Raw genomic sequence first — 21873 nt, forward strand, 5'->3', positions numbered from 1 at the left:
CTGTTGTGTTGTCGTCGGGTTCATTTTTCAGACCGGCGACCGCTGTTGTCAAATTTTATATACCGTATAGATCAAGCCTTTAGTCGAATAAAACAATGGTGTTCTTTTTAAATATATTTAAAAACATGTAGTTAACTCGAATTTGCGCGCCTGGGTGTTGGGTGGTAGCTTGTTGATGAAAGAGCAACACTCATCCGGCTGGTGAGAATTCTCGACTCCACCTGAATAACACTCAACAAGCATGACGAATCAGAGGTCGCATGATGACGATGAAGAGACACCCCTATGCCGGCGATGGCAGCCATACCACGAGTTATTATGCTGCCTCTGCCAATCCCGCGCCGGAACGCCCCGAGCTGGTCGGTGACCAGCGGATCGATGTCTGTATCGTCGGTGCGGGTTACAGCGGCCTCTCGACCGGGCTGCATCTGGCGGAGAAGGGCTACAAGGTGGCCATCATCGAAGGCGCGCGAGTCGGCTGGGGGGCGTCGGGGCGCAATGGCGGCCAGATCGTCAATGGATTGAACGCCAGTCTGCAGACGATCAGGAAGCGCTACGGCCAGGATACGGCGACCTTCGTTGCCGGCCTGGTGCAGGAGGGGGGCGAGATCATCCGCGAGCGGGTACGCACCTATGACATCCGGTGCGACCTGAAGGAGAAGAACATCTTCACCGGCCTGACCGGCGCCCACATGAAAGAGCTGGAAGAGCGCATGAATCTGTGGGCCAGCTACGGTATCAGAAACCAGGAGATGCTGGACAAGGAACAGCTGCGCCAGCATGTGAACTCCGATCTCTATGCCGGAGGCCTGATCGATCATTCCGGCGGTCATATGCACCCGCTGAACCTGGCTCTGGGTGAGGCGGCGGCGTTCGAGCGTAACGGTGGGGTGATCTACGAGATGTCGCCGGTGGTCGAGGTGGATCACGCCTCGCCACAGCCGGTGGTCAGAACCGCCAAGGGCTCCATGACCTGCCAGACCCTGGTCCTGTGCGGGAATGCGTATCTGGGCAAGGTGGTGCCGACACTGACCTCGCGGGTAATGCCGGTCTCCACCCAGGTGATGGCGACGGAGCCGCTGGGCGAGGAGCGGGCTCACGACCTGCTGCCGACCGATGCATGCGTCGAGGATATCCGCTATATCCTCGACTACTACCGCCTGTCGGGCGACAAGCGGCTGCTGTTCGGTGGTGGCACGGTCTATGGCGGCTCGGACCCCAGCGATATCAAGGCCAAGCTTGAGCGCAACATGGACAAGGTGTTTCCGCAGCTCAAGGGGGTCAGGATCGACTACGCCTGGAGCGGCAACTTTGCCCTCTCGTTCAGCCGCGTGCCGCAGATGGGACGCATCGGCGATAACACCTACTTTGCCCATGGCTACAGCGGACATGGCGTCACCGGGTCGCATACCTTCGGACGTATCCTCTCCGAGGCGATCGACGGCGACCTGACCCGGTTCGATGTCTTCGAGAAGGTGCCATGGCTCCCGTTCCCGGGCGGGCGTCTGCTCCGCGTGCCCTATTCGGTGATGGGGTCATGGTGGTACGGCCTGCGCGACAGGCTCGGTGTCTGATATCCCGGGAGCGCTTCCCGCGTGACCCTGCCGGCCAGCAACCCCCGATCGACGCCGAGTGTCGATGGGGGTCAACAACCCTGAGGAGAGTCTTATGCAAAACCGTCCCCTGGTGGCAGTGATCGCCTGTCGTCGTGAGGTCGAGGGTCATCCGGCCCATATGGTGACCGACAAGTATCTGACGGCACTGCGCACCTACGGGCTGGATCCGGTGGTGTTGCCGGTATGGGAAGACACCGACCCCGACCATGCCCGGCGACTGCTGTCCCACTTCGATGGCCTGCTGCTGACCGGCAGCCATACCAACGTGGAGCCCGCACGCTACGGCGCCGAGAGGGCGCCGGAGAATACCCGTGATGACAAGGACCGCGATGCCGCGGCCATGGCCTGGCTGCCGGCCAGCCTGGAGCGGGGCATGCCCCTGCTGTGTATCTGCCGCGGCTTTCAGGAACTCAATGTGGCCTTCGGAGGCACGCTTTATCAGGCGGTGCAGAATCAGCCAGGCAAGCTCGACCACCGTGAGCCCGAGGGCGATGCCGAGCAGCAGTATGCGCCGTCCCATGAGCTCTCCATCGAGCCGGGTGGGGTGCTGGCCGGCCTCTATCCCGAGCGCAGTGCCCGGGTCAATTCGCTTCATCAGCAGGGCATCGACCGGCTTGGCGATGGCCTGAGCGTCGAGGGCGTCGCGCCGGATGGTCTGATCGAAGCCATCTCCGTGCGTGACGCCAGGGCCTTCGCGCTGGGGGTCCAGTGGCACCCGGAGTGGCAGCCCACCAGTCATCCCCTGTACGACGCCATCTTCCAGGGCTTCGCCGCGGCCTGCGTCGACTCGCGCTAGTCGCTATGAGAAGCAGGCTGGCGTGATGTCGCAAGGCTGGCATGCACCAAGCTAACATGCGCCAAATCACAGAGCCCGCGGCCATGGCCGCGGGCTCTGTGGTTCCATTGGAGGTGCTAGGAGTATGGCGCCAGGGTTGTTATCGGGGCGCCTGGTCCGGGGTGTTGATGGCTGTCCGAGGGGTGACGGGCTGGCGCTCCGGACGCCTGCCGACGACCAGCAGGGTGCCCAGCAGCAGCAGGGCGCCGACCGCCAGCCCCAGCCACCAGCTGATGCCGTACCCGACCGTCAGGTTGCCGAAGATCAGCGCCACCGCCCCCACCAGCAGGGCATAGGGAAGCTGGGTGCGGACATGCTCGACCAGGTCGCAGCCACTGGCCATGGCGGAGAGCAGGGTGGTATCTGCCAGCGGCGAGCAGTGGTCTCCCCAGACCGCGCCGGCGAGCACCGACGCCACCGAGGCGTAGAGGATGGGCATGCCTTCCGCCGTGCCGTTCATGCCGTTCTGCTCAAGCACGGCCCAGGCCAGGGGCACGACCAGCGGCATCATGATGCCCATCACGCCCCAGGAGGAGCCGGTAGCGAAGGCCGTAAAGCCGGCCAGCACGAAGATCACCGCGGGCAGCCATGCCGGGCTGAGGCTCTCCCCGAGGGCCGCCACCAGGAAGTCGCTGGTCTGCAGGGAGGCGTTCACGTTGGCCAGTGCCCACGCCATCATCAGGATGGTGATCGGCAGCAGCATCGACTTGACGCCCTCGAACCAGTAGTGGCTGGTCTCGGTCATGGCCATCAGGCGCTGGGCCTGGGTCATGATGACGGCGACCACGCAGGAGGCCAGGGAGCCCCACATCATCGAGCTGAAGGAGTCGCCCTCGCCGAAGATGTCGCGCAGGGAGTGGGAGCCGGGCCCCAGGGCCTCGAGGCCGGTGGCATAGATGCCGCCGAGGGTAATGGCGGCAAGTACCAGCATCGGCACGATGGCGTTCATGGCCCGAATCGGGATATTGGGCTTGGTGTTGATCTCCGCCTCCTCGACGATCGCCTCGCGGTCGCTGAGGGTGGTGCGTCGGCCGCCCGCGTCGAGGGCCCGGCGCTCGGCGGTGAGCATCGGACCGAAGTCGCGACCCAGCCAGGTGGTCATGAAAACGAAGGCCAGGGCCAGGATCGGGTAGGCGTTGTAGGGAATGGCGTTGACGAATACCGAGTAGGCCGATTCGTTCCAGTCACTGATGTTGCTCATCGCCTCGCTGATCAACCCCACCTGAAAGCCGATCCAGGTGGTCACCAGCATGATGGCGGAGACCGGAGCCGCGGTGCTGTCGATGATATAGGCGAGCTTGGCCCGGGAGACCGCCATCTTGTCGGTGATCGCGCGCATGGTGTTGCCCACGATCAGCGCGTTGGCGTAGTCATCGAAGAAGATCGCGATCCCCAGCAGGAAGGTCGAGGTCTGCGCCTGGCGTCGTCCGCGTATGACCCGGGAGATGCGTTGGGCGATGCCCTGGGTACCGCCGTTGCGGGAGACGATGCCCACCATGCCGCCGATCAGCAGGCAGAACAGCACGATCGACATGTGCTCACTGTCGCTGGCGGCCTCCAGGACATGCACATTGACCGAGTCGCCGAAGGCGCTGGAGAGGGCGCCGAAATCCATGCCGTGCATGATCCAGCCGCCCAGCAGGATGCCGACGAAGAGTGCCAGGATCACCTGGCGAAACGCCAGCGCCAGGACGATCGCCACCAGGGCCGGCAGCAGCGACAGCCAGGCGGGAATTGCCGTCAGCGTCTCGCTGGCCAGCGTGCTCCCGGTGGCATCGGTCAGCTCGAGGCTGGCGGCGCTGTCGTTCAGGATGAGTCCCTCGACCAGCGCGCTGCCGCCATCGACACCGACCACCTCGAAGCTCTGGTCGTCGAGGCGCAGCGTGAGGGAACCTTCGGGGAGCTCTTCCAGGGTCAGATCGAAGGCGACGCCCTGCAGGATCGTGTCGGGCACACCGAGTGTTGCCGCCTGACTGGGCAGTGTGCCGAGACAGAGTGTCAGTAGTAGGGCCAGACGCATCGTCCAGCTGCTCAGGATCGTGGTCATGTTCGCTCCGGATACTTGTTGTTGATGGCGCCGAGAGAGTGTGCAGGGCGTCAATGAAAAATGACCTAGAGGGTTGGGGGCGTCAAGGTGTTTGTCATAACTTTAGTTGAATGTCGATTTTTTAATTTCACAATATTTCTATATGAATCATTAGTTTATCCAAGCATTGTTGCCATGTTCTGGAAAGGGGTTGGCAGATGCCGCAGGGGAGGGTATGTTGATTAAACAATAACATCTTCCACCACCGATTCCGGGAGGGCTTCGTCATGTCAGCCTCGAAGACTGGCCAGCTGCAGCGGCTCGACCGCGCGCATCATCTGCACCCGTTCACCGACTTCAAGTCTCTGGGGGAGGAGGGCAGCCGCATCATCGAGCGCGCCGAGGGCGTCTATATCATCGACTCCGAGGGCAATCGCATCCTCGACGGCATGGCGGGGCTGTGGTGTGTCAATCTCGGCTATGGTCGTGAGGAGCTGGTGGCGGCCGCCGCGGAGCAGATGCATCAGCTGCCCTACTACAACAGCTTCTTCAAGACCACGCACCCACCGGCGGTTCAGCTAGCGGAAAAGCTGGTCTCGCTGGCGCCCGAGCATATGAATCGTGTCTTCTTCACGGGCTCCGGCTCCGAGGCGAATGATACGGTGCTGCGCATGGTGCGCCGCTACTGGGCGCTCAAGGGCAAGCCGGGGAAGCAGTGGGTCATCGGTCGTGAGAATGGCTATCATGGCTCCACCGTGGCCGGCATGAGTCTCGGCGGCATGGCGCCCATGCATGAGCAGGGCGGTCCCTGCGTGCCGGGCATCAGCCATGTGCGACAGCCCTACTGGTTCGGCGAGGGGCGATCGCAGGGGCAGGACCCGGACGCCTTCGGTCTCGAGTGTGCCGCGGCCCTGGAGGCGAAGATCCTCGAGCTGGGCGAGGAGAACGTGGCGGCCTTTATCGCCGAGCCGGTGCAGGGGGCCGGGGGTGCCATCATTCCGCCGCAGAGCTACTGGCCGGCGGTGAAGGCGGTACTCGACAGGTACGACATCCTGCTGGTGGTCGACGAGGTCATCTGTGGCTTCGGCCGTCTGGGGGAGTGGTTCGGTAGCGTCCATTATGATCTCGAGCCCGATCTGATGCCGATCGCCAAGGGGCTCTCCTCGGGCTATCTGCCCATCGGAGGGGTGCTGGTCGGGGATCGCGTGGCCGATACCCTGATCGAAGAGGGGGGCGAGTTCTTCCACGGCTTCACCTACTCGGGACACCCCGCCTGTGCGGCGGTGGCGCTCAGGAATCTGGAATTGATGGAGGCCGAGGGCGTGGTCGAGCGGGTGCGTGACGACCTGGGGCCCTACCTGGCCGAACGCTGGGGAGAGCTGGGCGACCATCCGCTGGTCGGCGAGGCGCGCTCGCTTGGACTGGTGGGGGCCCTGGAGCTGGTGGACCCCGAGACCGGTGAGCGCTTCGACAAGGCGCTGGGGGCAGGCAACCTGTGCCGCGACCTCTCTTTCGCCTCGGGGCTGGTCATGCGCTCTGTGGGCGATACCATGATCATCTCGCCACCCCTGGTGATCAGCCGCGAAGAGATCGACGAGCTGGTCGACAGGGCGCGCGCCGCCCTGGACGCCACCCATCGGCGGCTGGCTGTCACCACACCCGACAAGATCAAGGAGAGCCTGACGTGAGTCATTCCGAGATGCCCAAGAACGAAATGCCCCAGACTCTGGCCGGATGGCGCCAGCGTGCCGCCGACCTGACCTTCGAGTCCCACGCCTTTATCAACGATGTGTTCGTCCCGGCGGCCAGTGGAGAGACCTTCGAGACGGTCAACCCGGCCACCGGCGAGGTGCTGGCGAAGGTGGCGAGCTGTGATGCCGCCGACGCGGACGTGGCCGTCAGCCATGCGCGTGCCGCCTTCGAGGGTGGCGCCTGGTCACGACTGGCCCCCGGCAAGCGCAAGCGGGTGCTGCTGCGCCTGGCCGACCTGATGGAGACCCACAAGGCGGAGCTGGCGCTGCTCGATACCCTCGATATGGGCAAGCCGATCCAGAGCGCCCTGGGTGACATGGCGGGCGCCATCGGCTGCTTCCGTTATCAGGCGGAGTGCATCGACAAGCTCTACGGCGAGGTGGCCCCCACCGGTGAGGAGGCCCTTGCCCTGGTGCTCAGGGAGCCGCTCGGCGTGGTGGCCTCCATCGTGCCCTGGAACTTCCCGCTGATGATGACCGCCTGGAAGGTGGCCCCGGCGCTGGCGGCAGGCAACAGCGTTATCCTCAAGCCCTCGGAGAAGTCGCCGCTGTCGGCCCTGCGCCTGGCCCAGCTGGCTCAGGAGGCGGGGATTCCGCGGGGTGTCTTCCAGGTGCTGCCGGGCTTCGGTCACACCGTGGGCAAGGCGCTGGCGCTCTCCATGGATGTCGACTGCCTGGCCTTCACCGGCTCGACCGGGGTAGGCAAGCAGTTGATGCAGTACGCCGGCGAGTCCAATCTCAAGCGGCTCTATCTGGAGTGCGGTGGCAAGAGCCCGAATATCGTCTTCGCCGACTGCAAGAACCTGGATCGAGTGGCCAAGCACGCCGCCGCGGCGATCTTCCACAACCAGGGCGAGGTCTGCATCGCCGGCTCGCGACTGCTGGTGGAGAACTCGATCCGCGAGACCTTTATCGACAAGGTGGTGGCCTGCGCCGAGACCATGCAGCCGGGCGACCCGCTGGACCCCGACAGCTTCATGGGCGCCATGGTCGACGAGGCCCAGTACCGTCGGGTGCTGGAGTTTATCCGCCAGGGCCAGGAGGAGGGTGCCCGCCTGCGTGCCGGAGGCCAGGCCCTGGACGGCCCCGGGCTCTTCATTACCCCCACGGTGTTCGATGGCGTGACCCCGGAGATGGCCATCGGGCGTGAGGAGATCTTCGGCCCGGTGCTCTCGGTATTCGGCTTCGACAGCGAGGAGGAGGCCGTGCGGCTAGCCAACGACAGCGTCTATGGCCTGGCCGCAGGCCTCTGGAGCCAGGATATCGACCGCATCATGCGCGTGACCCGGCGACTGGAGTCGGGCCAGGTGTTCGTCAACAACTGGGCCGGCGGCGACCAGACCGTGCCCTTCGGCGGGGTCAAGCAGTCGGGCAATGGCCGCGACAAGTCCCACCACTCGCTGCAGGAGTATTCGGAGCTCAAGAGCGTGTGGATGTCGCTCTCCAGCTGACGCGACGCCACGATGAAGTGACAAGCAGGAGGCCGGCACCCGGGTGTCGGCCTCTTTCCTTTTCGAGGCGGAGGCGCTGCGCACGCGGATCGACAAGCTCAAGCAGGAGTGAGCTCGGGCCCTAGAAGGCCCGAGCCGGGGTGGCGCAGCTGACCAGGCGGCAGGGTTCGTCGCCCGGGTTGCGAAAGCGGTGGGGCACGTTGGTCTCGTAGTAGTAGGCCTCGCCGGCCTTGAGCGTGCGGGTCTCTGCGCCGATGGTGATCTCGATCTCGCCCTCCAGTACCACGCCGGCCTCCTCACCCTGATGGGTGATCATCTCGCGGCCGGTATCGGCCCCGGGGGGGTAGGTCTCGACCATGAAGGAGAGCGCACGATCACGACGGTCGGCGCCCACCAGCTTGAACACCACGTCTCCTGAGCCCACATCGGCCAGCTCCTCGGCCGAATAGAAGACGCGTCGTCCCGACTCCAGCTCCAGGGTGAAGAAGTCGCCGACGCTCATGGGGATGGCGTCGAGGATCTTCTTCAGCGAGCTGACCGAGGGACTCACCTTGCCCTGTTCGATCAACGACAGGCTGGAGTGGGTCACGCCGCAGCGCTTGGCCAGCTCGCGCTGGGAGATGCCGCGCAGGGTGCGCAAGGCGCGCAGCCGTTCACCTACATCATCGGCCATGCCGGACCTCCTTGGCTTGCTGGAGCACCCCGGGCATCAGCACAGGGCATCCAGCTTTTCTTTGAGCAGCGCGTTGACCTGCTGTGGGTTGGCGGTGCCGCGAGAGGCCTTCATCACCTGCCCCACGAAGTAGCCGATCATCTTGCCGCGTTTCTCGGGTTCGGCGTCGCGGTACTGGGCCACCTGGGCGGGACTGTCGCCGATCACCTGGTCGATCATCGCCTCGATGGCGCCGCTGTCGGTGACCTGCTTGAGCCCCTTGGCCTCGATTACCTCATCGGCGCTCTCGCCCTGGCCATTCCAGAGCGCCTGGAATACCTGCTTGGCGGCCTTGCCGTTGATGGTGTCGTCCATCACCCGACTGATCAGTTCGCCGAGCCGAGCGGCGCTGACCGGGCTGTCGTGGATCGATAGCCCCTCCCGGTTGAGGGCGCCGGAGAGCTCACCCTGGACCCAGTTGGCGGCCTGCTTGGCATCGCCGCAGGTGTCCTTGACCACTTCGAAGTACTCGGCCATCTCGCGGCTCGCCGCGAGCACTCCGGCGTCGTAGGCGGTGAGCCCCAGCTCGCCCTGGAAGCGGGCGCGCTTCTCGTCGGGCAGTTCCGGCAGGCTTTCGCGCAGATGGTCGACGTAGGCCGCGTCTAGCACCACCGGCAGCAGGTCCGGGCAGGGGAAGTAACGGTAGTCGTTGGCCTCCTCCTTGGTGCGCATGCTGCGGGTCTCGTCGCGCTCGGGGTCGAACAGACGGGTCTCCTGGACCACCTCGCCGCCATCCTCGATCAGCTCGATCTGGCGCTCCACCTCGAACTCGATGGCGCGCTCCACGAAGCGGAAGGAGTTGACGTTCTTGATCTCGGCGCGGGTGCCGAACTCGGCCTGCCCCTTGGGACGCACCGAGACGTTGACGTCGCAGCGCATCGAACCTTCGGCCATATTGCCGTCGCTGATGCCCAGATAGGTCACGATGGAGTGGATCGCCTTGAGGTAGGCGGCGGCCTCCTTCGCCGAGCGCATGTCCGGCTCGGAGACGATCTCCAGCAGGGGCGTGCCGGCACGGTTGAGATCGATGCCGGTCATGCCATGGAAGTCCTCGTGAAGGGACTTGCCGGCATCCTCCTCGAGGTGGGCGTGGTGGACCCGGATGCGCTTGGTCGTGCCATCATCCAGGCCGATCTCGACCTCGCCGGGGCCCACGATGGGGTGATACATCTGGCTGGTCTGGTAGCCCTTGGGCAGGTCGGGGTAGAAGTAGTTCTTGCGGTCGAATACCGAGACCTCGGGGATCTCGGCGTGGATCGCCAGCCCGAACTGCACCGCCATGGCCACCGCCTGCTCGTTGAGTACCGGTAGCACGCCGGGCATGCCCAGATCCACCGCGCAGGCCTGGGTATTGGGGTCGGCGCCGAAGGCGGTGGAGGCGCCGGAGAAGATCTTGGACTGGGTGGCGAGCTGGACGTGAACTTCCAGACCGATCACGGTTTCCCATTGCATCAGGCGTTCTCCTCGGCAAGCTCGGGGCGACGCAGGTGCCAGTCGGTGGCCTGCTGGTAGCGGTGAGCGACATTGAGCAGGCGCTGCTCGGCGAAGTGGGTGCCGAGTATCTGCAGCCCCACCGGGCGCTTGCCCACGAAGCCGGCCGGCACGCTGATGCCGGGAATGCCGGCCAGGTTGACGGCGATGGTGTAGATATCCTGGAGGTACATGGAGACCGGGTCCTTCTGGGCGCCGAGATCGAAGGCCGGGGTGGGAGACGTTGGCCCCATCAGCACATCGACCTCCTCGAAGGCGTCGAGGAAATCCTGGCGTATCAGCCGGCGTACCTGCTGGGCCTTCTTGTAGTAGGCGTCGAAGAAGCCCTCGGAGAGGGTGTGGGTCCCGATCAGGATGCGCCGCTTGACCTCCTCGCCGAAGCCCTCGGCCCGCGACCGCTTGTAGAGGTCGATCAGATCAGAGGGGTTTTCGCAGCGATGGCCGAAGCGTACCCCATCGTAGCGCGACAGGTTGGACGAGGCCTCCGCCGGGGCGATCACGTAGTAGGCGGGGATGGCGTAGTGCGTGTGCGGGAGGCTGACCTCGCGAACCGTGGCGCCCAGTGATTCGTAGACCGCCACCGCCTCGCGCACGGCGGCTTCCACCGCGGGGTCGAGGCCGTCGCCGAAGTACTCTCTGGGCAGGCCGATCTTCAGGCCGGACAGCGGAGCGGCGAGGTCGGCGGTGTAGTCGGGCACACCGCGGGCCACGCAGGTCGAGTCTCTGGGGTCATGGCCGGCGATGGCATTCATCAGCAGCGCACAGTCCTCGGCGGTTCGCGCCATGGGGCCCGCCTGATCAAGGCTCGAGGCGTAGGCGATGATGCCCCAGCGCGAGATGCGCCCATAGGTGGGCTTCAGTCCGGTGATGCCACAGAAGGCGGCGGGCTGGCGGATCGAGCCGCCGGTATCGGTGCCCATGGCGGCAGGCGCCAGGCCCGCGGCTACCGCGGCGGCGCTGCCGCCGGAGGAGCCACCGGGTACGGCGGTGGTGTCCCAGGGGTTGTGCACCGCACCGAAGGCGCTGCTCTCGTTGGAGGAGCCCATGGCGAACTCGTCCAGGTTGGTCTTGCCGAGGCTTACCGTGCCGGCGGCCTTGAGCCTCTCCACCACGCAGGCGTCATAGGGAGCGACGAAGTTGGCCAGCATCTTCGAGCCGGCGGTGGTCAGTACCCCATCGCTGCAGAACAGGTCCTTGATCGCTACCGGCAGGCCGGTCAGCGGGCCGGCCTCGCCACGAGCGCGGGCGGCATCGGCGTGGTCCGCCGCTTCCAGCGCCGAGTCCGGCGTGACGGTGATAAAGCTGTTGAGGGCGCCATCGTGGCGCTCGATGCGGCCGAGCTGGTGTTCGGTCAGCTCGCGGCTGGTGAACTCGCCCGCCGTAAGGCTGGCGGCGAGTTCGGTCAGTGTCTTGTCATGCATGGGCCGGAGGCTCCGTAGGCAGTGGCTTACTCGACGACGCGGGGTACCAGATAGAGGCCATTTTCCACCGCCGGGGCACAGCGCTGGAAATGGTCGCGACGGTCGGTCTCGGTGACCTCGTCGGCGCGCAGCCGCTGGGTCGCATCCAGCGGGTGAGCCAGGGGCGCGATGCCCTCGGTGTCCAGCGCCTGGAGGTGGTCGACCATCTCGAGGATGCGGCCGAGGTCGTCCAGGTAGTGGGTGGCGTCTTCGTCGGAGAGGCCGAGCCGGGCAAGATGCGCGGCCCTGAGCACGTCAGCGTGTTCAAGCGCCATGAGTCGGATGTCCTCGATGAAAAAAATCAGGCCGCTGAAGGTACCATATTCGGCGTCGCGCGGGCAGGGTCTCGGTGCGGCCCTGCCCCGGGGTTTTGCTTGCTGCTGAGGGGGCGCGGTGATACCGTTTGCCTCCGCACAGGGCTCCCGGACTGCACTAGGTAACGACTTCCATGTTCAAACGCTTGAGGGGACTGTTCTCCAGCGATCTTTCGATCGACCTGGGAACGGCCAATACGCTGATTTACGTCCGCGGCCGAGGCATCGTGCTCGACGAGCCATCGGTCGTGGCCATTCGCCAGTCCGGCAACATGCGCAGCGTGGCCGCCGTGGGCTCCGACGCCAAGCGCATGCTGGGCCGCACCCCCGGTAACATCACGGCCATCCGGCCGATGAAGGATGGCGTCATCGCCGACTTCACCGTTACCGAGCAGATGCTGCAGCACTTCATCCGCAAGGTACATCAGAACACCTTCCTGACGCCCAGCCCCCGGGTACTGGTGTGCGTGCCCTGCATGTCGACCCAGGTGGAGCGTCGCGTCATCAAGGAGTCCGCGGAGGGCGCCGGGGCCCGCGAGGTGTTCCTGATCGAGGAGCCGATGGCGGCCGCCATCGGCGCCGGCCTGCCGGTGGAGGAGGCCCAGGGCTCCATGGTCGTGGATATCGGTGGTGGCACCAGCGAGATCGCCATCATCTCCCTGAATGGCGTCGTCTACTCCGAGTCGATCCGCGTCGGCGGCGACCGCTTCGACGAGGCGATCACCGGCTATGTGCGTCGCCACTACGGCAGCCTGATCGGCGAGGCCACCGCCGAGCGCATCAAGGAGGAGATCGGCTGTGCCTATCCGGGCGGCGAGCTTCGCGAGATCGATGTGCGCGGCCGCAATCTGGCCGAGGGCATTCCCCGCAGCTTCACCCTGAACTCCCACGAGATCCTGGATGCGCTTCAGGAGACCCTGGCCTCCATCGTCGCCGCGGTGAAGAATGCCCTGGAGCAGTCGCCCCCGGAACTCGCCTCGGACATCGCCGAGCGTGGACTGGTGCTGACCGGCGGCGGCGCGCTGCTGCGCGACCTCGACAAGCTGATCGCCGAAGAGACCGGGTTGCCGGTGATCGTGGCCGAGGATCCGCTGACCTGCGTGGCGCGGGGGGGCGGCAAGGCCCTCGAGATGATCGACAAGCACACCTTCGAGCTGCTGTCCAGCGACTGATCCGGGAGACGCGTCATCAAGCCGCTGTTCTCGCAGGGATCGCTACCCATCTATCGTCTGCTGATCTGCACGATCATGGCGCTTGCGCTGATGGTTGCCGATCTTCGCCTGACCCGCATGGAGGAGGTGCGTGCCCAGCTCAGCACGGCGGTGGCGCCGATCCAGTGGATCGTCAGCCTGCCCAGTAGCGTGCTGAGCTGGGGGACCCTGGCACTCTCCGATCAGCGTGATCTGGTCGACGAGAATCGGCGACTGCGTGAACAGCTCCTGACGCTATCCCACCGGGTGCAGCGCATGGCGGACCTGACCGCCGAGAACGTGCGCCTGCGCGAGCTGCTCCGCGCCGCTCGCCAGCATGACATGCCCTTCATGACCGCCGAGCTGCTGTCACTGGACCCTGATCCCTTCGCCCATCAGATGGTGCTGGATCGCGGTCGCCGCGATGGGGTCTATGTCGGACAGCCGGTGATGGATGCCGCCGGGCTGGTGGGGCAGGTGACCTCGGTGCTGGCCTACTCCAGTCGGGTGCTGATGGTGGCCGATGCCAGTCATGCGCTGCCGGTACGGGTCAATCGCAATGGGCTTCGCTATATCCTCCAGGGCGGCGGGCGCTATGATCGCCTCAGCGTTCGTCATGTGCCCGACACCGCCGATATCCGCAAGGGCGACCTGCTGGTTACCTCCGGCCTGGCCGGACGCTTCCCCCCGGGCTATCCGGTGGCGAGGGTGGATGGGGTGGTGCATGACCCGGGCGAACCCTTCGCCCGGGTGACCGCCACCCCGGTGGCGCAGCTGCAGCGCTCGCGCCACTTCCTGCTGCTCTTCCCGCCGAGTCGGCCGCGCTTCGATGACCCCGGCTGGGAGGGCGATATCGGCTTGAGCGCCATCCAGGCTGCCCGCGCGGTGAGCGATGAGGCCGATACGCGTCGGGCCACCGCCCGTGATGACCACGAGGAGGCACGCTGATGGCCGTTCCTTCCGCCGCCAACCTGGCGCTTCCCTGGATCTGGTTCTCCCTGCTGCTGGCGCTCTGCCTGCAGGTGATGCCGCTGGCCGAAGGCTGGCAGATCTGGCGGCCCGACTGGCTGGGTCTGATGCTGGTCTACTGGTGCATGAAGACACCCTCTCGGGTGGGCGTGCTTCACGCCTTCGTGCTGGGCATCCTGCTCGACCTGATCGAGGGGGCGGTGCTGGGCCAGAACGCCCTGCTGCTGTCGCTGCTGGCCTTCCTGTGTGCCCTGGTCTATCCGCGATTTCGCGCCTACTCGCTGCTCCAGCAGGCCCTGATGGTGCTGGTGCTGCTGGGGTTTATGCAGCTGGGCGAGCAGTGGCTGCGAACCCTGCTGGGCCCCTTCTCCATTCATCTCTCCTTCCTGACGCCGGCGTTGATCGGCGCGCTGCTCTGGCCCTGGTTCGCCACCCTGTTCAATGCATTGGGGCGGCGGCTGACCGGTGGCTGATCGGAGGTTATCCATGTCCGTCATCACTCCCCCTCTCCTCTGTCTGGCCTCGGCATCACCACGGCGCCGCGACCTGCTGGCCTCCATCGGTGTATCTCTGGAGGTATGTCCGGTGGATATCGACGAGACCCCGGTTCCGGGTGAGGGGGCCGAGGCCTATGTCACCCGCCTGGCCCGCGACAAGGCGCTGGCCGGCGCCGAGCGCTCTCGCCTGCCGACCCTTGGCTCCGATACCGCCGTGGTGCGTGACGGTGAGATACTCGGCAAGCCCGAGGGACCCGAGCACGCCGCCGCCATGCTGCGCTCCCTGGCCGGCCGCGAGCATCGGGTGCTCACGGCGGTGGCAGTGACCGGCCCCGCGGGCCTGCTCGAGCGCTGTGTCGCCACGCGGGTCGTGATGCGTGAGATCTCCGATGCCGAGATCGCCGCCTACTGGGCCACCGGGGAGCCCGCCGACAAGGCGGGTGGCTATGCCATCCAGGGGCGTGCAGCGGTGTTTATCGAGCATATTGCCGGCAGCCACTCCGCGGTGGTGGGGCTGCCGCTATACGAGACCGCCGAGCTTCTGCGCCGTCAGGGGGTGGCACTATGGGACGGGGTGCTCGGGTCGTGATGCGCTGATTGCTGCCGGCAGCCTCTCGCCGGCATTGCCTTGTCGAGTGGTGCTGCCATCGGCGATTGCCCTGTCATGATGAACGGATCAACGCCTTGGAGGCTTGACACTATGTCATAATGGCCGCAAGGCATTCTGGACAAGGATTTCCGCATGAGCGGCGAAGTACTGATCAATCTGACGCCGATGGAGACCCGCGTCGCCGTGGTGGAAAACGGCGTGCTGCAGGAGGCCTTCATCGAGCGCTCCTGCCGTCGCGGCATCGTCGGCAATATCTACAAGGGCCGGGTGGTCAGGGTCCTCCCCGGCATGCAGGCGGCATTCGTGGATATCGGCCTCGATCGAGCCGCCTTCATCCATGCCCATGAGGTGATGCCGGCCGGCACGCCGGCCGAGGAGCAGCTCTCCATCGGGCATCTGCTCCACGAGGGGCAGGCGCTGGTGGTGCAGGTGACCAAGGATCCGATCGGCTCCAAGGGGGCGCGCCTGACCACTCACCTCTCGGTACCCTCGCGTTATCTGGTCTACATGCCGGATGCGCCACACCATGGCGTTTCCCAGCGTATCGAAGACGAACGCGAGCGCGAGCGCCTGCGCAGCCTGATCGAGGAGGCCCAGGCCCAGCAGAGCCTGGAGGTGACCGGCGGCTTTATCGTGCGCACCGCCGCCGAGGGGGTGGGCGTCGAGGAGCTGGCCGCCGATATGCACTTCCTGCTGCGGCTATGTCGCAAGGTCAGCGAGCGCAAGGTCACCTCCTCGGCGCCCAGCGTGATCTACGATGACCTGCCGCTGTTCATGCGCATCCTGCGGGATGTGATGCGTGACGATATCGAGAAGGTGCGCATCGACTCCCGGGAGAACTACGTCAGGCTGGTGGAGTTCGCCGAGGAGTTCATGCCCGATGCGGTGGAGCGTATCGAGCACTATGCCGGCGAGCGACCGGTCTTCGACCTCTACAGCGTCGAGGACGAGCTCCACAAGGCGCTGGGGCGCAAGGTGCAGCTCAAGTCCGGTGGTTACCTGGTGATCGACCCCACCGAGGCGATGACCACCATCGATGTCAATACCGGCGGCTATGTGGGGCATCGCAACCTCGAGGAGACCATCTTCAAGACCAACCTCGAGGCGGCGACCGCCATCGCCCGCCAGCTCCGTCTACGCAACCTGGGCGGCATCATCATCATCGACTTCATCGACATGGAGGATCCCGAGCACCAGCGTCAGGTGCTGCGCATGCTCGAGAAGTCGCTGGAGCGGGATCACGCCAAGACCAAGTGTACCGGTGTCACCGAGCTTGGCCTCGTGCAGCTGACCCGCAAGCGCACCCGCGAAAGCCTGGAGCAGACCCTCTGTGAAGCCTGCCCGACCTGCGGCGGCCGCGGAACGCTCAAGACCCCGGAGACGGTCTGCTACGAGATCTTTCGCGAGATTCTGCGTGAGGAGCGGGCCTACAGCGCCGAGACCTACATGGTGCTGGCGTCCCAGGCGGTGGTGGACCGCCTGCTCGACGAGGAGTCCGCGGCGGTGGCCGATCTGGAAGAGTTCATCGGCAAGCCCATCCGCTTCCAGGTGGAGACCCACTACTCCCAGGAGCAGTACGACATCGTGCTGATGTGAGCCCATGTCCGTGACCCGCCTGGTGATGCGCTGGACCCTGACCCTGCTGGCCCTGGGGCTGGCAACAGTGGCGATGCTGACGCTGTTGGCGCGACTGGCACTGGGGCTGGCCGATGGCCAGCTGCCGCGGCTGGAGGCCCTGCTGTCGGCGCGCTTCGCGGCACAGGTGGAAATTACCTCCCTGGAGGGAGGGCTTGCACGCTTCGACCCTTACGTCACGCTCGATGGCTTGAAACTGCGTACCCGGGAGGGCGGCAGGCCGTTGCTGGAGGTACGGGAGGGGCAGTTGCGCCTGGACACCTGGCAGAGCCTGCGCGAGGGGATACCGGTGGTGGAGGGGGCTCGCCTCGAAGGCATGACCCTGCACCTCTATCAGACTCCAGAGGGGGGCTGGCACTGGCCCGACCCCGCCGAACTCCCTCCCGAACTTCAGCCCGAGGGGGAGTTTAATCTCGAGCGTCTCGATTTCTGGGTCGGGGTGCTGCTGCGCCAACGGGCCTGGGCCGAGGATGTGCGCGTGGTGTTGCATGGGCGTGAGCAGCGCGTCGCCTTCGAGGCGCCGCGGCTGCTGATGACTGGCGATGCCCGCCGCGCCCATCTCGAAGGCAGGTTGCGCCTGGTGAGCGACGCGGATATCGCCATGCAGGTCGCCCTGGAGGTGCTGCCGGGCGAGACCGGGTTTCGTGACTTCAGCGCCGCCCTGCAGGCCGAGATGCGTCTCGATAGCCTGGTCGCATTGGCCGCGGTGCTGGGGCGCAATCAGCCGCTGCGCCTCGATGAGGCGCGGGGCGAGGCCAGCCTGTGGGGACGCTGGCAGCGCGGCCGCCTGGCCGATGCCCGCCTGGCCCTGGATGTCGAGCGGCTGGCCGTCAGCCATCGCGACGCCGAGGGCGAGCGTCATCATCTGACGCTGGATAGCGTGACCGGGAGCGGCCAGTGGTTGAGGGGGGAGAGCGGCTGGCAGGCCTGGTTTCAGGGCGATGCGGAGAGCCCCGAAACGATTGAGCCGGACGAACTGGCGTCACGCTGGGGGCCTGCCTTGCCCTACCGTTGGCATCTGAGCGGCGATGGTGATGAGTGGTGGCTCAACACCAGCGCCTTCGACCTGGGGTCCCTGGCCGCCTGGCGCGATCGGGTGCCGCTGCCCGAGGCGCTGGCCCGGGCGGTGGACAGCCTCGATCCACGCGGCCGAGTGGCCGGTTTCGGGCTTGGCTTCCGGGAGGGGCAGTGGCAGGCGCGGGCGTCCCTGCATGGGGTCGAGGTATCGCCCTGGCAGGAGGCGCCGGGGGGCGGGCCGCTGGATATGTGGGTAGAGGCTCAGGGTGGCAATGGCCGGGTGCGCTTCAGCGGCAACGAGACGTCCACCCTTCACTTCCCCGAGATCTTCGCCGCCCCCATGGTACTCGATCACGCCTCCGGGGAGGTGCGCTGGGTCTACGATGGCCCCCGTAGCATGGTCAGCGGTCGTGATCTGCGGGTGGGATGGAACGGTGCCGAGGTCAGCGGTGGCTTCGGCCTCTCCGCCGGGCAGGGGAATCGGGGAGGCTTCGGCCTGACCCTGGCCCTCGAGGAGGTCGATGCCGTGGAGACACCGCTTGTCGAGTGGCTGCCGGTGGGCGTTCTCGATGACGAGCTGCGCGACTGGCTTGCCGATGGCGTGGCGGGGCGGGTTCCCGAGGGCTCGCTGCGCCTGCATGTGCCGCTCTCCGGAGACGGCGACGAAGATATCATGCCGAGCTTTGGCCTCGACCTCGCCATTCGCGACGGCCGTCTGCCCATCGCCCCGGGCTGGCCGATGCTGGAGGGTGTCGAGGGGCGGATGCGGCTCAACGACACCACCCTGGAGGCCGAGGTGAAGCATGCCGAGAGTCTCGGCGTGACAGCGAGCGACGGCCGGGTACGGCTGGTCGACGAACGCCTGGAGGTAGAAGGCGAACTGTATGCCAGCGCCTCCGCGTTGCGACGCTTCCTGTTGAACATGCCGGTAGAGGGCATGGAGATCATGGAGGAGTGGCAAGCCGAAGGGCATGCCGAGGGCGCCCTGCAACTCGAGCTGCCCCTGGAGCGCCCAGAGGCGCTGGACCTCTCGATCGAGACCCAGGCGAGTCTTGACCTTGTCGAATATCAGCCACTGGGCCTGCGTGCCAGGGAGCTGAGTGGCCCCTTGACATGGCGCCAGCAGGGCGCCGAGGGTGGTCTTACGGGGCGGCTCGAGGGGCGCCTGCTCGGCGGGCCATTGCGTGCCGATATCGATACCCTGAACGGCGGGGTCGAGTTTACTGGTACCGCCGAGGCGAGGCCGTTGCTCGAGCTGGGGGGCGCGTCCGCCCTTGCCGAGCGGCTGACCGGGCGTTTCGACTGGCGTGGTCGGCTGGGCGTCGGCGACGAGGCTTCCCTACTCCTGCAGAGCTCACTCCAAGGGCTGGCCGCCGATCTGCCGGCGCCGCTGGGCAAGCCGGCGGCACAGTCTCGCCCCCTTCGGCTCGACATGAATCTGACGCAGGGGCACCTGGAGGGGCGCCTGGGCGAGGCGCTTAAGCTGCGCTGGCGCTCGCTGCCGGGTGGTGAGCGTAGCCAGGGGCAGGTGTGGCTGGGCCGCCAATCCGCGCCTGCCTGGCCCTCGGGGTCGGGATGGTGGGTCGATGCCTACCTGCCGCGCCTCTCTCCCGCCGCGTGGAGCGAGGCGCTCTCGGGGGTGGCAGGCCGTCGTGGTACAGGGGGGGCAGGCATTGACCTGCGTGAGGTGCGTGTGGCCAGCGACTGTCTGCAGCATGAGGATCGCTGCCTCGGCTCCTTCTATACCACCGCGCGTCCGCAGCCTGGCGGCGGCTGGCACCTGGCCCTGGATGGCAGTCTGCTCGAGGGGCGGCTCGATTATCGGCCCCAGCTCGCCGAGCCACTGGACATCGGCCTGAGTCGCCTCTCGCTGGATGCGTTGATGCCCACCGGTCAGCGGGTCGGCTCGTTGCTCGACGAGATAGCCACGCCCCCGGAGCCTCAGCCGCTTCCCGGCTGGGTCGCCGACCTGCCCGGCGGGCGCCTGCGCATCGCCGATATCGAGCGCCAGGGCCGGCGTCTGGGGCCTCTGACCGCCCGCTGGCAGGCGACGCCCGAGCGACTCAGCATCGCTCCCCTGGGGCTTACCCTGGGGGAGATCAGTGCCCGTGGCGAGCTGGTCTGGGAGGCGGCGGGTCCCGAGGCCAGCCTGACCCGTGCGCGCCTGGAGCTGATCGGACGGGACCTGGGAACGGCGCTGGAACGCCTGGCTCAGGACCCGGTGATCCGTAGCGGCGAGACAAGCGTCAAGAGCCAGCTGGCCTGGCCGGGGACGCCCTGGCAGTTTGCCCTGGAGCGCTCCCGGGGCAGCGTCGAGACGGAGTTGCGTGATGGGCGCTTCGTCAAGCTGGAGTCGACCCCGGCGCGTCTGGTGGGGCTGCTCAATATCGATAACCTGGTGCGCCGTCTGCGGCTGGACTTCTCCGATATGACCGGGCGAGGAACGGCCTTCGACCGTGTCACTGGCGCGGCGACCCTGTATGGTGGCAGTCTCGAGACGCGGGGGCCGGTCCAGATCGTGGGCCCTGCCACTCGCTTCACTCTCGATGGCAGCGTCGCGTTGGCGCGCCGGGAACTCGACATGCGGTTGGGCGTCACACTGCCTGTCAGCCGCAACCTGCCACTGGCGGCGGTCATCGCCGGTGCTCCGGTGGTGGGGGGGGCCCTGTTTATTGCCGATCGCCTGTTTGGTGATGCCATCGACAGTGTTACCCGAATTCATTATCGCGTGCGCGGTCCCTGGACCGCGCCGCGGATTTCAGTGGAAAGCGCCGAATGACCCAAGCGAGACACGCATTGATTGATGAAGCCGCCGGCATCCTGCTGACGCCCGGTGGTCTCTCTCTGGATGACCTGGACACCGGCCTCGGCCACGCGATGGGGTCGGGTATCGACTACGCCGACCTCTACTTCCAGCGCAGCTGGCACGAGGGCTGGGTGCTGGAAGATGGCGAGGTCAAGGAGGCCAGCTACAACATCGACGGCGGGGTGGGCGTGCGCTCCCTGGCCGGCGAGAAGACCGGCTTCGCCTACTCCAATCAGATTACCGCCGATGCGCTTGGCGAGACCGGGCGTACCGCGGCGGGCATCGTGCGCAGCGGCAACCGTCTGCCATTGGGCACGCCGGTTGCCGTCGGTCCCCCGGCGCGCTATGCCGGGGTCGATCCGCTCGCCGGGCTCAGCGCCGAGGAGAAGGTCGCCATGCTCAAGGAGGCGGATCGCGTGGCCCGAGCCGCCGACCCGTCGGTCAGCCAGGTCAGTGCCTCGCTCTCGGGGGTCCATGAGGTGGTGCTGGTGCGTGCCAGCGATGGCACCCTGGCGGCCGACATCCGTCCCCTGGTGCGCTTCAACGTGAGCGTGATCGTGGTGCGCAATGGTCGGCGCGAGCGTGGTAGTGCCGGTGGCGGTGGCCGCTATCCCATGTCGCGCCTGCGCGACGAGGGTGTCGCCGAACGCTTCGCCCAGGAGGCGGTGCGTCAGGCGCTGGTCAACCTGGAGGCCGTCGATGCCCCGGCGGGCCAGTTGCCGGTGGTGCTGGCGCCTGGCTGGCCGGGCATCCTGCTCCATGAGGCGGTAGGTCACGGCCTGGAGGGAGACTTCAATCGCAAGGGAAGCTCAGCCTTCGCCGGCCGCATGGGCGAGCGCGTCGCCGCACCGGGCGTGACCGTGGTCGATGACGCCACCCTGGCCGACCGTCGCGGATCGATGAGCGTCGATGACGAGGGGACCCCGGGTCAGCGTACCCCGCTGATCGAGGATGGCATCCTCACCGGCTATATGCAGGACAAGTTGAACGCGCGGCTGATGGGCATGGCGCCCACCGGCAATGCCCGCCGCGAATCCTTTGCCCACCTGCCGATGCCGCGCATGACCAATACCGTGATGCTCGCCGGACAGGATGACCCCGGCGACATCCTCAAAAGCGTCAAGCGTGGCCTCTATGCGGTGAGCTTTGGCGGTGGCCAGGTGGATATCACCTCCGGCAAGTTCGTGTTCTCGGCGAGTGAAGCCTATCTGATCGAGGATGGCCGGATCACCGCCCCGGTGAAGGGGGCGACGCTGATCGGCAATGGCCCCGAGGCCATGGGGCGAGTCTCGATGATCGGCCATGATATGGCGCTGGATCCCGGTATCGGCGTGTGTGGCAAGGAGGGGCAGGGCGTGCCGGTGGGTGTCGGCCAGCCGACCCTCAAGCTGGACGAGCTGACCGTGGGTGGCACGGCATCCTGACTGAGTGAGGGGCGCCGGGGGCAGGCCGAAGAGGAGGGCCGAGGTAGCGCCCAGGGATGGGTCTACAGC

16 protein-coding genes are annotated in these 21873 nt (G+C 66.4%); 11 read left to right on the top strand and 5 right to left on the bottom strand.

All coding sequences use genetic code 11. The features are described 5' to 3' along the window. The first annotated feature begins 260 nt into the window (after nt 1-260). Nucleotides 261-1574 carry an FAD-binding oxidoreductase gene (locus tag RM463_RS05105; protein WP_311429247.1) on the top strand — a complete coding sequence of 438 codons (1314 nt, stop codon included), beginning with the start codon at nt 261-263 and terminating at the stop codon, nt 1572-1574. A 94-nt stretch (nt 1575-1668) separates the two neighbouring features. Then, complete coding sequence (locus tag RM463_RS05110) at nt 1669-2412, top strand: gamma-glutamyl-gamma-aminobutyrate hydrolase family protein (protein ID WP_311429248.1); 744 nt, start codon at nt 1669-1671, stop codon at nt 2410-2412. A gap of 139 nt (nt 2413-2551) precedes the next feature. Here the strand turns inward: RM463_RS05110 and RM463_RS05115 are convergent, their stop codons facing one another. Continuing rightward, complete coding sequence (locus tag RM463_RS05115) at nt 2552-4498, bottom strand: Na+/H+ antiporter NhaC family protein (RefSeq protein ID WP_311429249.1); 1947 nt, start codon at nt 4496-4498, stop codon at nt 2552-2554. Between the two features lie 266 nt (nt 4499-4764). Between RM463_RS05115 and RM463_RS05120 the strand changes: the two genes are divergently transcribed. Further along, the gene (locus RM463_RS05120) at nt 4765-6165 is read left to right on the top strand and encodes an aspartate aminotransferase family protein (RefSeq protein ID WP_311429250.1); all 1401 of its coding nucleotides are present in this window, start codon (nt 4765-4767) and stop codon (nt 6163-6165) included. An 11-nt stretch (nt 6166-6176) separates the two neighbouring features. Next, entirely contained in the window at nt 6177-7679 is a 1503-nt protein-coding gene (locus RM463_RS05125) for an aldehyde dehydrogenase (protein WP_409228423.1), read from the top strand. Between the two features lie 121 nt (nt 7680-7800). Here RM463_RS05125 and RM463_RS05130 read toward each other — a convergent pair whose 3' ends face one another. Genes RM463_RS05130 through gatC form a run of 4 tightly spaced genes read right to left on the bottom strand, consistent with a single transcriptional unit; the run spans nt 7801 to nt 11617 of the window. Further along, on the bottom strand, nt 7801-8352 hold the full coding sequence (locus tag RM463_RS05130; protein WP_132042287.1) for a cupin domain-containing protein: 552 nt from the start codon (nt 8350-8352) through the stop codon (nt 7801-7803). 36 nt (nt 8353-8388) lie between these two features. Then, the gene (gatB, locus tag RM463_RS05135) at nt 8389-9843 is read right to left on the bottom strand and encodes an Asp-tRNA(Asn)/Glu-tRNA(Gln) amidotransferase subunit GatB (protein ID WP_311429251.1); all 1455 of its coding nucleotides are present in this window, start codon (nt 9841-9843) and stop codon (nt 8389-8391) included. Then, nucleotides 9843-11303, bottom strand: coding sequence for an Asp-tRNA(Asn)/Glu-tRNA(Gln) amidotransferase subunit GatA (gene gatA / locus RM463_RS05140; RefSeq protein WP_311429252.1), 1461 nt, complete (start codon nt 11301-11303; stop codon nt 9843-9845). The genes gatB and gatA overlap by 1 nt, the downstream gene beginning before the upstream one ends. Nucleotides 11304-11329: 26 nt before the next feature. Further along, nucleotides 11330-11617 (bottom strand): Asp-tRNA(Asn)/Glu-tRNA(Gln) amidotransferase subunit GatC, encoded by a 288-nt coding sequence (gene gatC, locus RM463_RS05145; protein ID WP_195689453.1) that lies wholly within the window; start codon nt 11615-11617, stop codon nt 11330-11332. Nucleotides 11618-11790: 173 nt separating this feature from the next. Between gatC and RM463_RS05150 the strand changes: the two genes are divergently transcribed. The 7 genes from RM463_RS05150 to tldD all read left to right on the top strand — a co-directional run bounded on the left by RM463_RS05150 (nt 11791) and on the right by tldD (nt 21804). Further along, complete coding sequence (locus RM463_RS05150) at nt 11791-12828, top strand: rod shape-determining protein (RefSeq protein WP_311429253.1); 1038 nt, start codon at nt 11791-11793, stop codon at nt 12826-12828. 75 nt (nt 12829-12903) lie between these two features. Beyond that, nucleotides 12904-13794, top strand: a complete 891-nt coding sequence (gene mreC / locus RM463_RS05155; protein WP_409228360.1) for a rod shape-determining protein MreC — start codon at nt 12904-12906, stop codon at nt 13792-13794. Beyond that, complete coding sequence (gene mreD / locus RM463_RS05160) at nt 13794-14288, top strand: rod shape-determining protein MreD (protein ID WP_299230453.1); 495 nt, start codon at nt 13794-13796, stop codon at nt 14286-14288. Before mreC ends, mreD begins: the two co-directional genes overlap by 1 nt. 13 nt (nt 14289-14301) lie before the next feature. Beyond that, nucleotides 14302-14901, top strand: a complete 600-nt coding sequence (locus RM463_RS05165) for a Maf family protein (RefSeq protein WP_311429254.1) — start codon at nt 14302-14304, stop codon at nt 14899-14901. A 153-nt stretch (nt 14902-15054) separates the two neighbouring features. Beyond that, entirely contained in the window at nt 15055-16518 is a 1464-nt protein-coding gene (gene rng / locus RM463_RS05170) for a ribonuclease G (RefSeq protein ID WP_195689450.1), read from the top strand. A 4-nt stretch (nt 16519-16522) separates the two neighbouring features. Continuing rightward, nucleotides 16523-20353, top strand: a complete 3831-nt coding sequence (locus RM463_RS05175; protein WP_311429255.1) for an AsmA-like C-terminal region-containing protein — start codon at nt 16523-16525, stop codon at nt 20351-20353. Continuing rightward, nucleotides 20350-21804 (top strand): metalloprotease TldD, encoded by a 1455-nt coding sequence (gene tldD / locus RM463_RS05180; RefSeq protein WP_311429256.1) that lies wholly within the window; start codon nt 20350-20352, stop codon nt 21802-21804. The genes RM463_RS05175 and tldD overlap by 4 nt, the downstream gene beginning before the upstream one ends. Nucleotides 21805-21873 lie beyond the last annotated feature (69 nt).

It is taken from the genome of Halomonas sp. LES1, from assembly GCF_031846005.1.
Classification (GTDB): domain Bacteria; phylum Pseudomonadota; class Gammaproteobacteria; order Pseudomonadales; family Halomonadaceae; genus Halomonas.

Excerpts from the sequence above, each read along its gene's own strand:
- RM463_RS05105 (WP_311429247.1), top strand. The coding sequence starts at position 261 with ATGATGACGATGAAGAGACACCCCTATGCCGGCGATGGCAGCCATACC.
- RM463_RS05110 (WP_311429248.1), top strand. The coding sequence starts at position 1,669 with ATGCAAAACCGTCCCCTGGTGGCAGTGATCGCCTGTCGTCGTGAGGTC.
- RM463_RS05115 (WP_311429249.1), bottom strand. The coding sequence starts at position 4,498 with ATGACCACGATCCTGAGCAGCTGGACGATGCGTCTGGCCCTACTACTG.
- RM463_RS05120 (WP_311429250.1), top strand. The coding sequence starts at position 4,765 with ATGTCAGCCTCGAAGACTGGCCAGCTGCAGCGGCTCGACCGCGCGCAT.
- RM463_RS05125 (WP_409228423.1), top strand. The coding sequence starts at position 6,177 with ATGCCCAAGAACGAAATGCCCCAGACTCTGGCCGGATGGCGCCAGCGT.
- RM463_RS05130 (WP_132042287.1), bottom strand. The coding sequence starts at position 8,352 with ATGGCCGATGATGTAGGTGAACGGCTGCGCGCCTTGCGCACCCTGCGC.
- gatB (WP_311429251.1), bottom strand. The coding sequence starts at position 9,843 with ATGCAATGGGAAACCGTGATCGGTCTGGAAGTTCACGTCCAGCTCGCC.
- gatA (WP_311429252.1), bottom strand. The coding sequence starts at position 11,303 with ATGCATGACAAGACACTGACCGAACTCGCCGCCAGCCTTACGGCGGGC.
- gatC (WP_195689453.1), bottom strand. The coding sequence starts at position 11,617 with ATGGCGCTTGAACACGCTGACGTGCTCAGGGCCGCGCATCTTGCCCGG.
- RM463_RS05150 (WP_311429253.1), top strand. The coding sequence starts at position 11,791 with ATGTTCAAACGCTTGAGGGGACTGTTCTCCAGCGATCTTTCGATCGAC.
- mreC (WP_409228360.1), top strand. The coding sequence starts at position 12,904 with ATGGCGCTTGCGCTGATGGTTGCCGATCTTCGCCTGACCCGCATGGAG.
- mreD (WP_299230453.1), top strand. The coding sequence starts at position 13,794 with ATGGCCGTTCCTTCCGCCGCCAACCTGGCGCTTCCCTGGATCTGGTTC.
- RM463_RS05165 (WP_311429254.1), top strand. The coding sequence starts at position 14,302 with ATGTCCGTCATCACTCCCCCTCTCCTCTGTCTGGCCTCGGCATCACCA.
- rng (WP_195689450.1), top strand. The coding sequence starts at position 15,055 with ATGAGCGGCGAAGTACTGATCAATCTGACGCCGATGGAGACCCGCGTC.
- RM463_RS05175 (WP_311429255.1), top strand. The coding sequence starts at position 16,523 with ATGTCCGTGACCCGCCTGGTGATGCGCTGGACCCTGACCCTGCTGGCC.
- tldD (WP_311429256.1), top strand. The coding sequence starts at position 20,350 with ATGACCCAAGCGAGACACGCATTGATTGATGAAGCCGCCGGCATCCTG.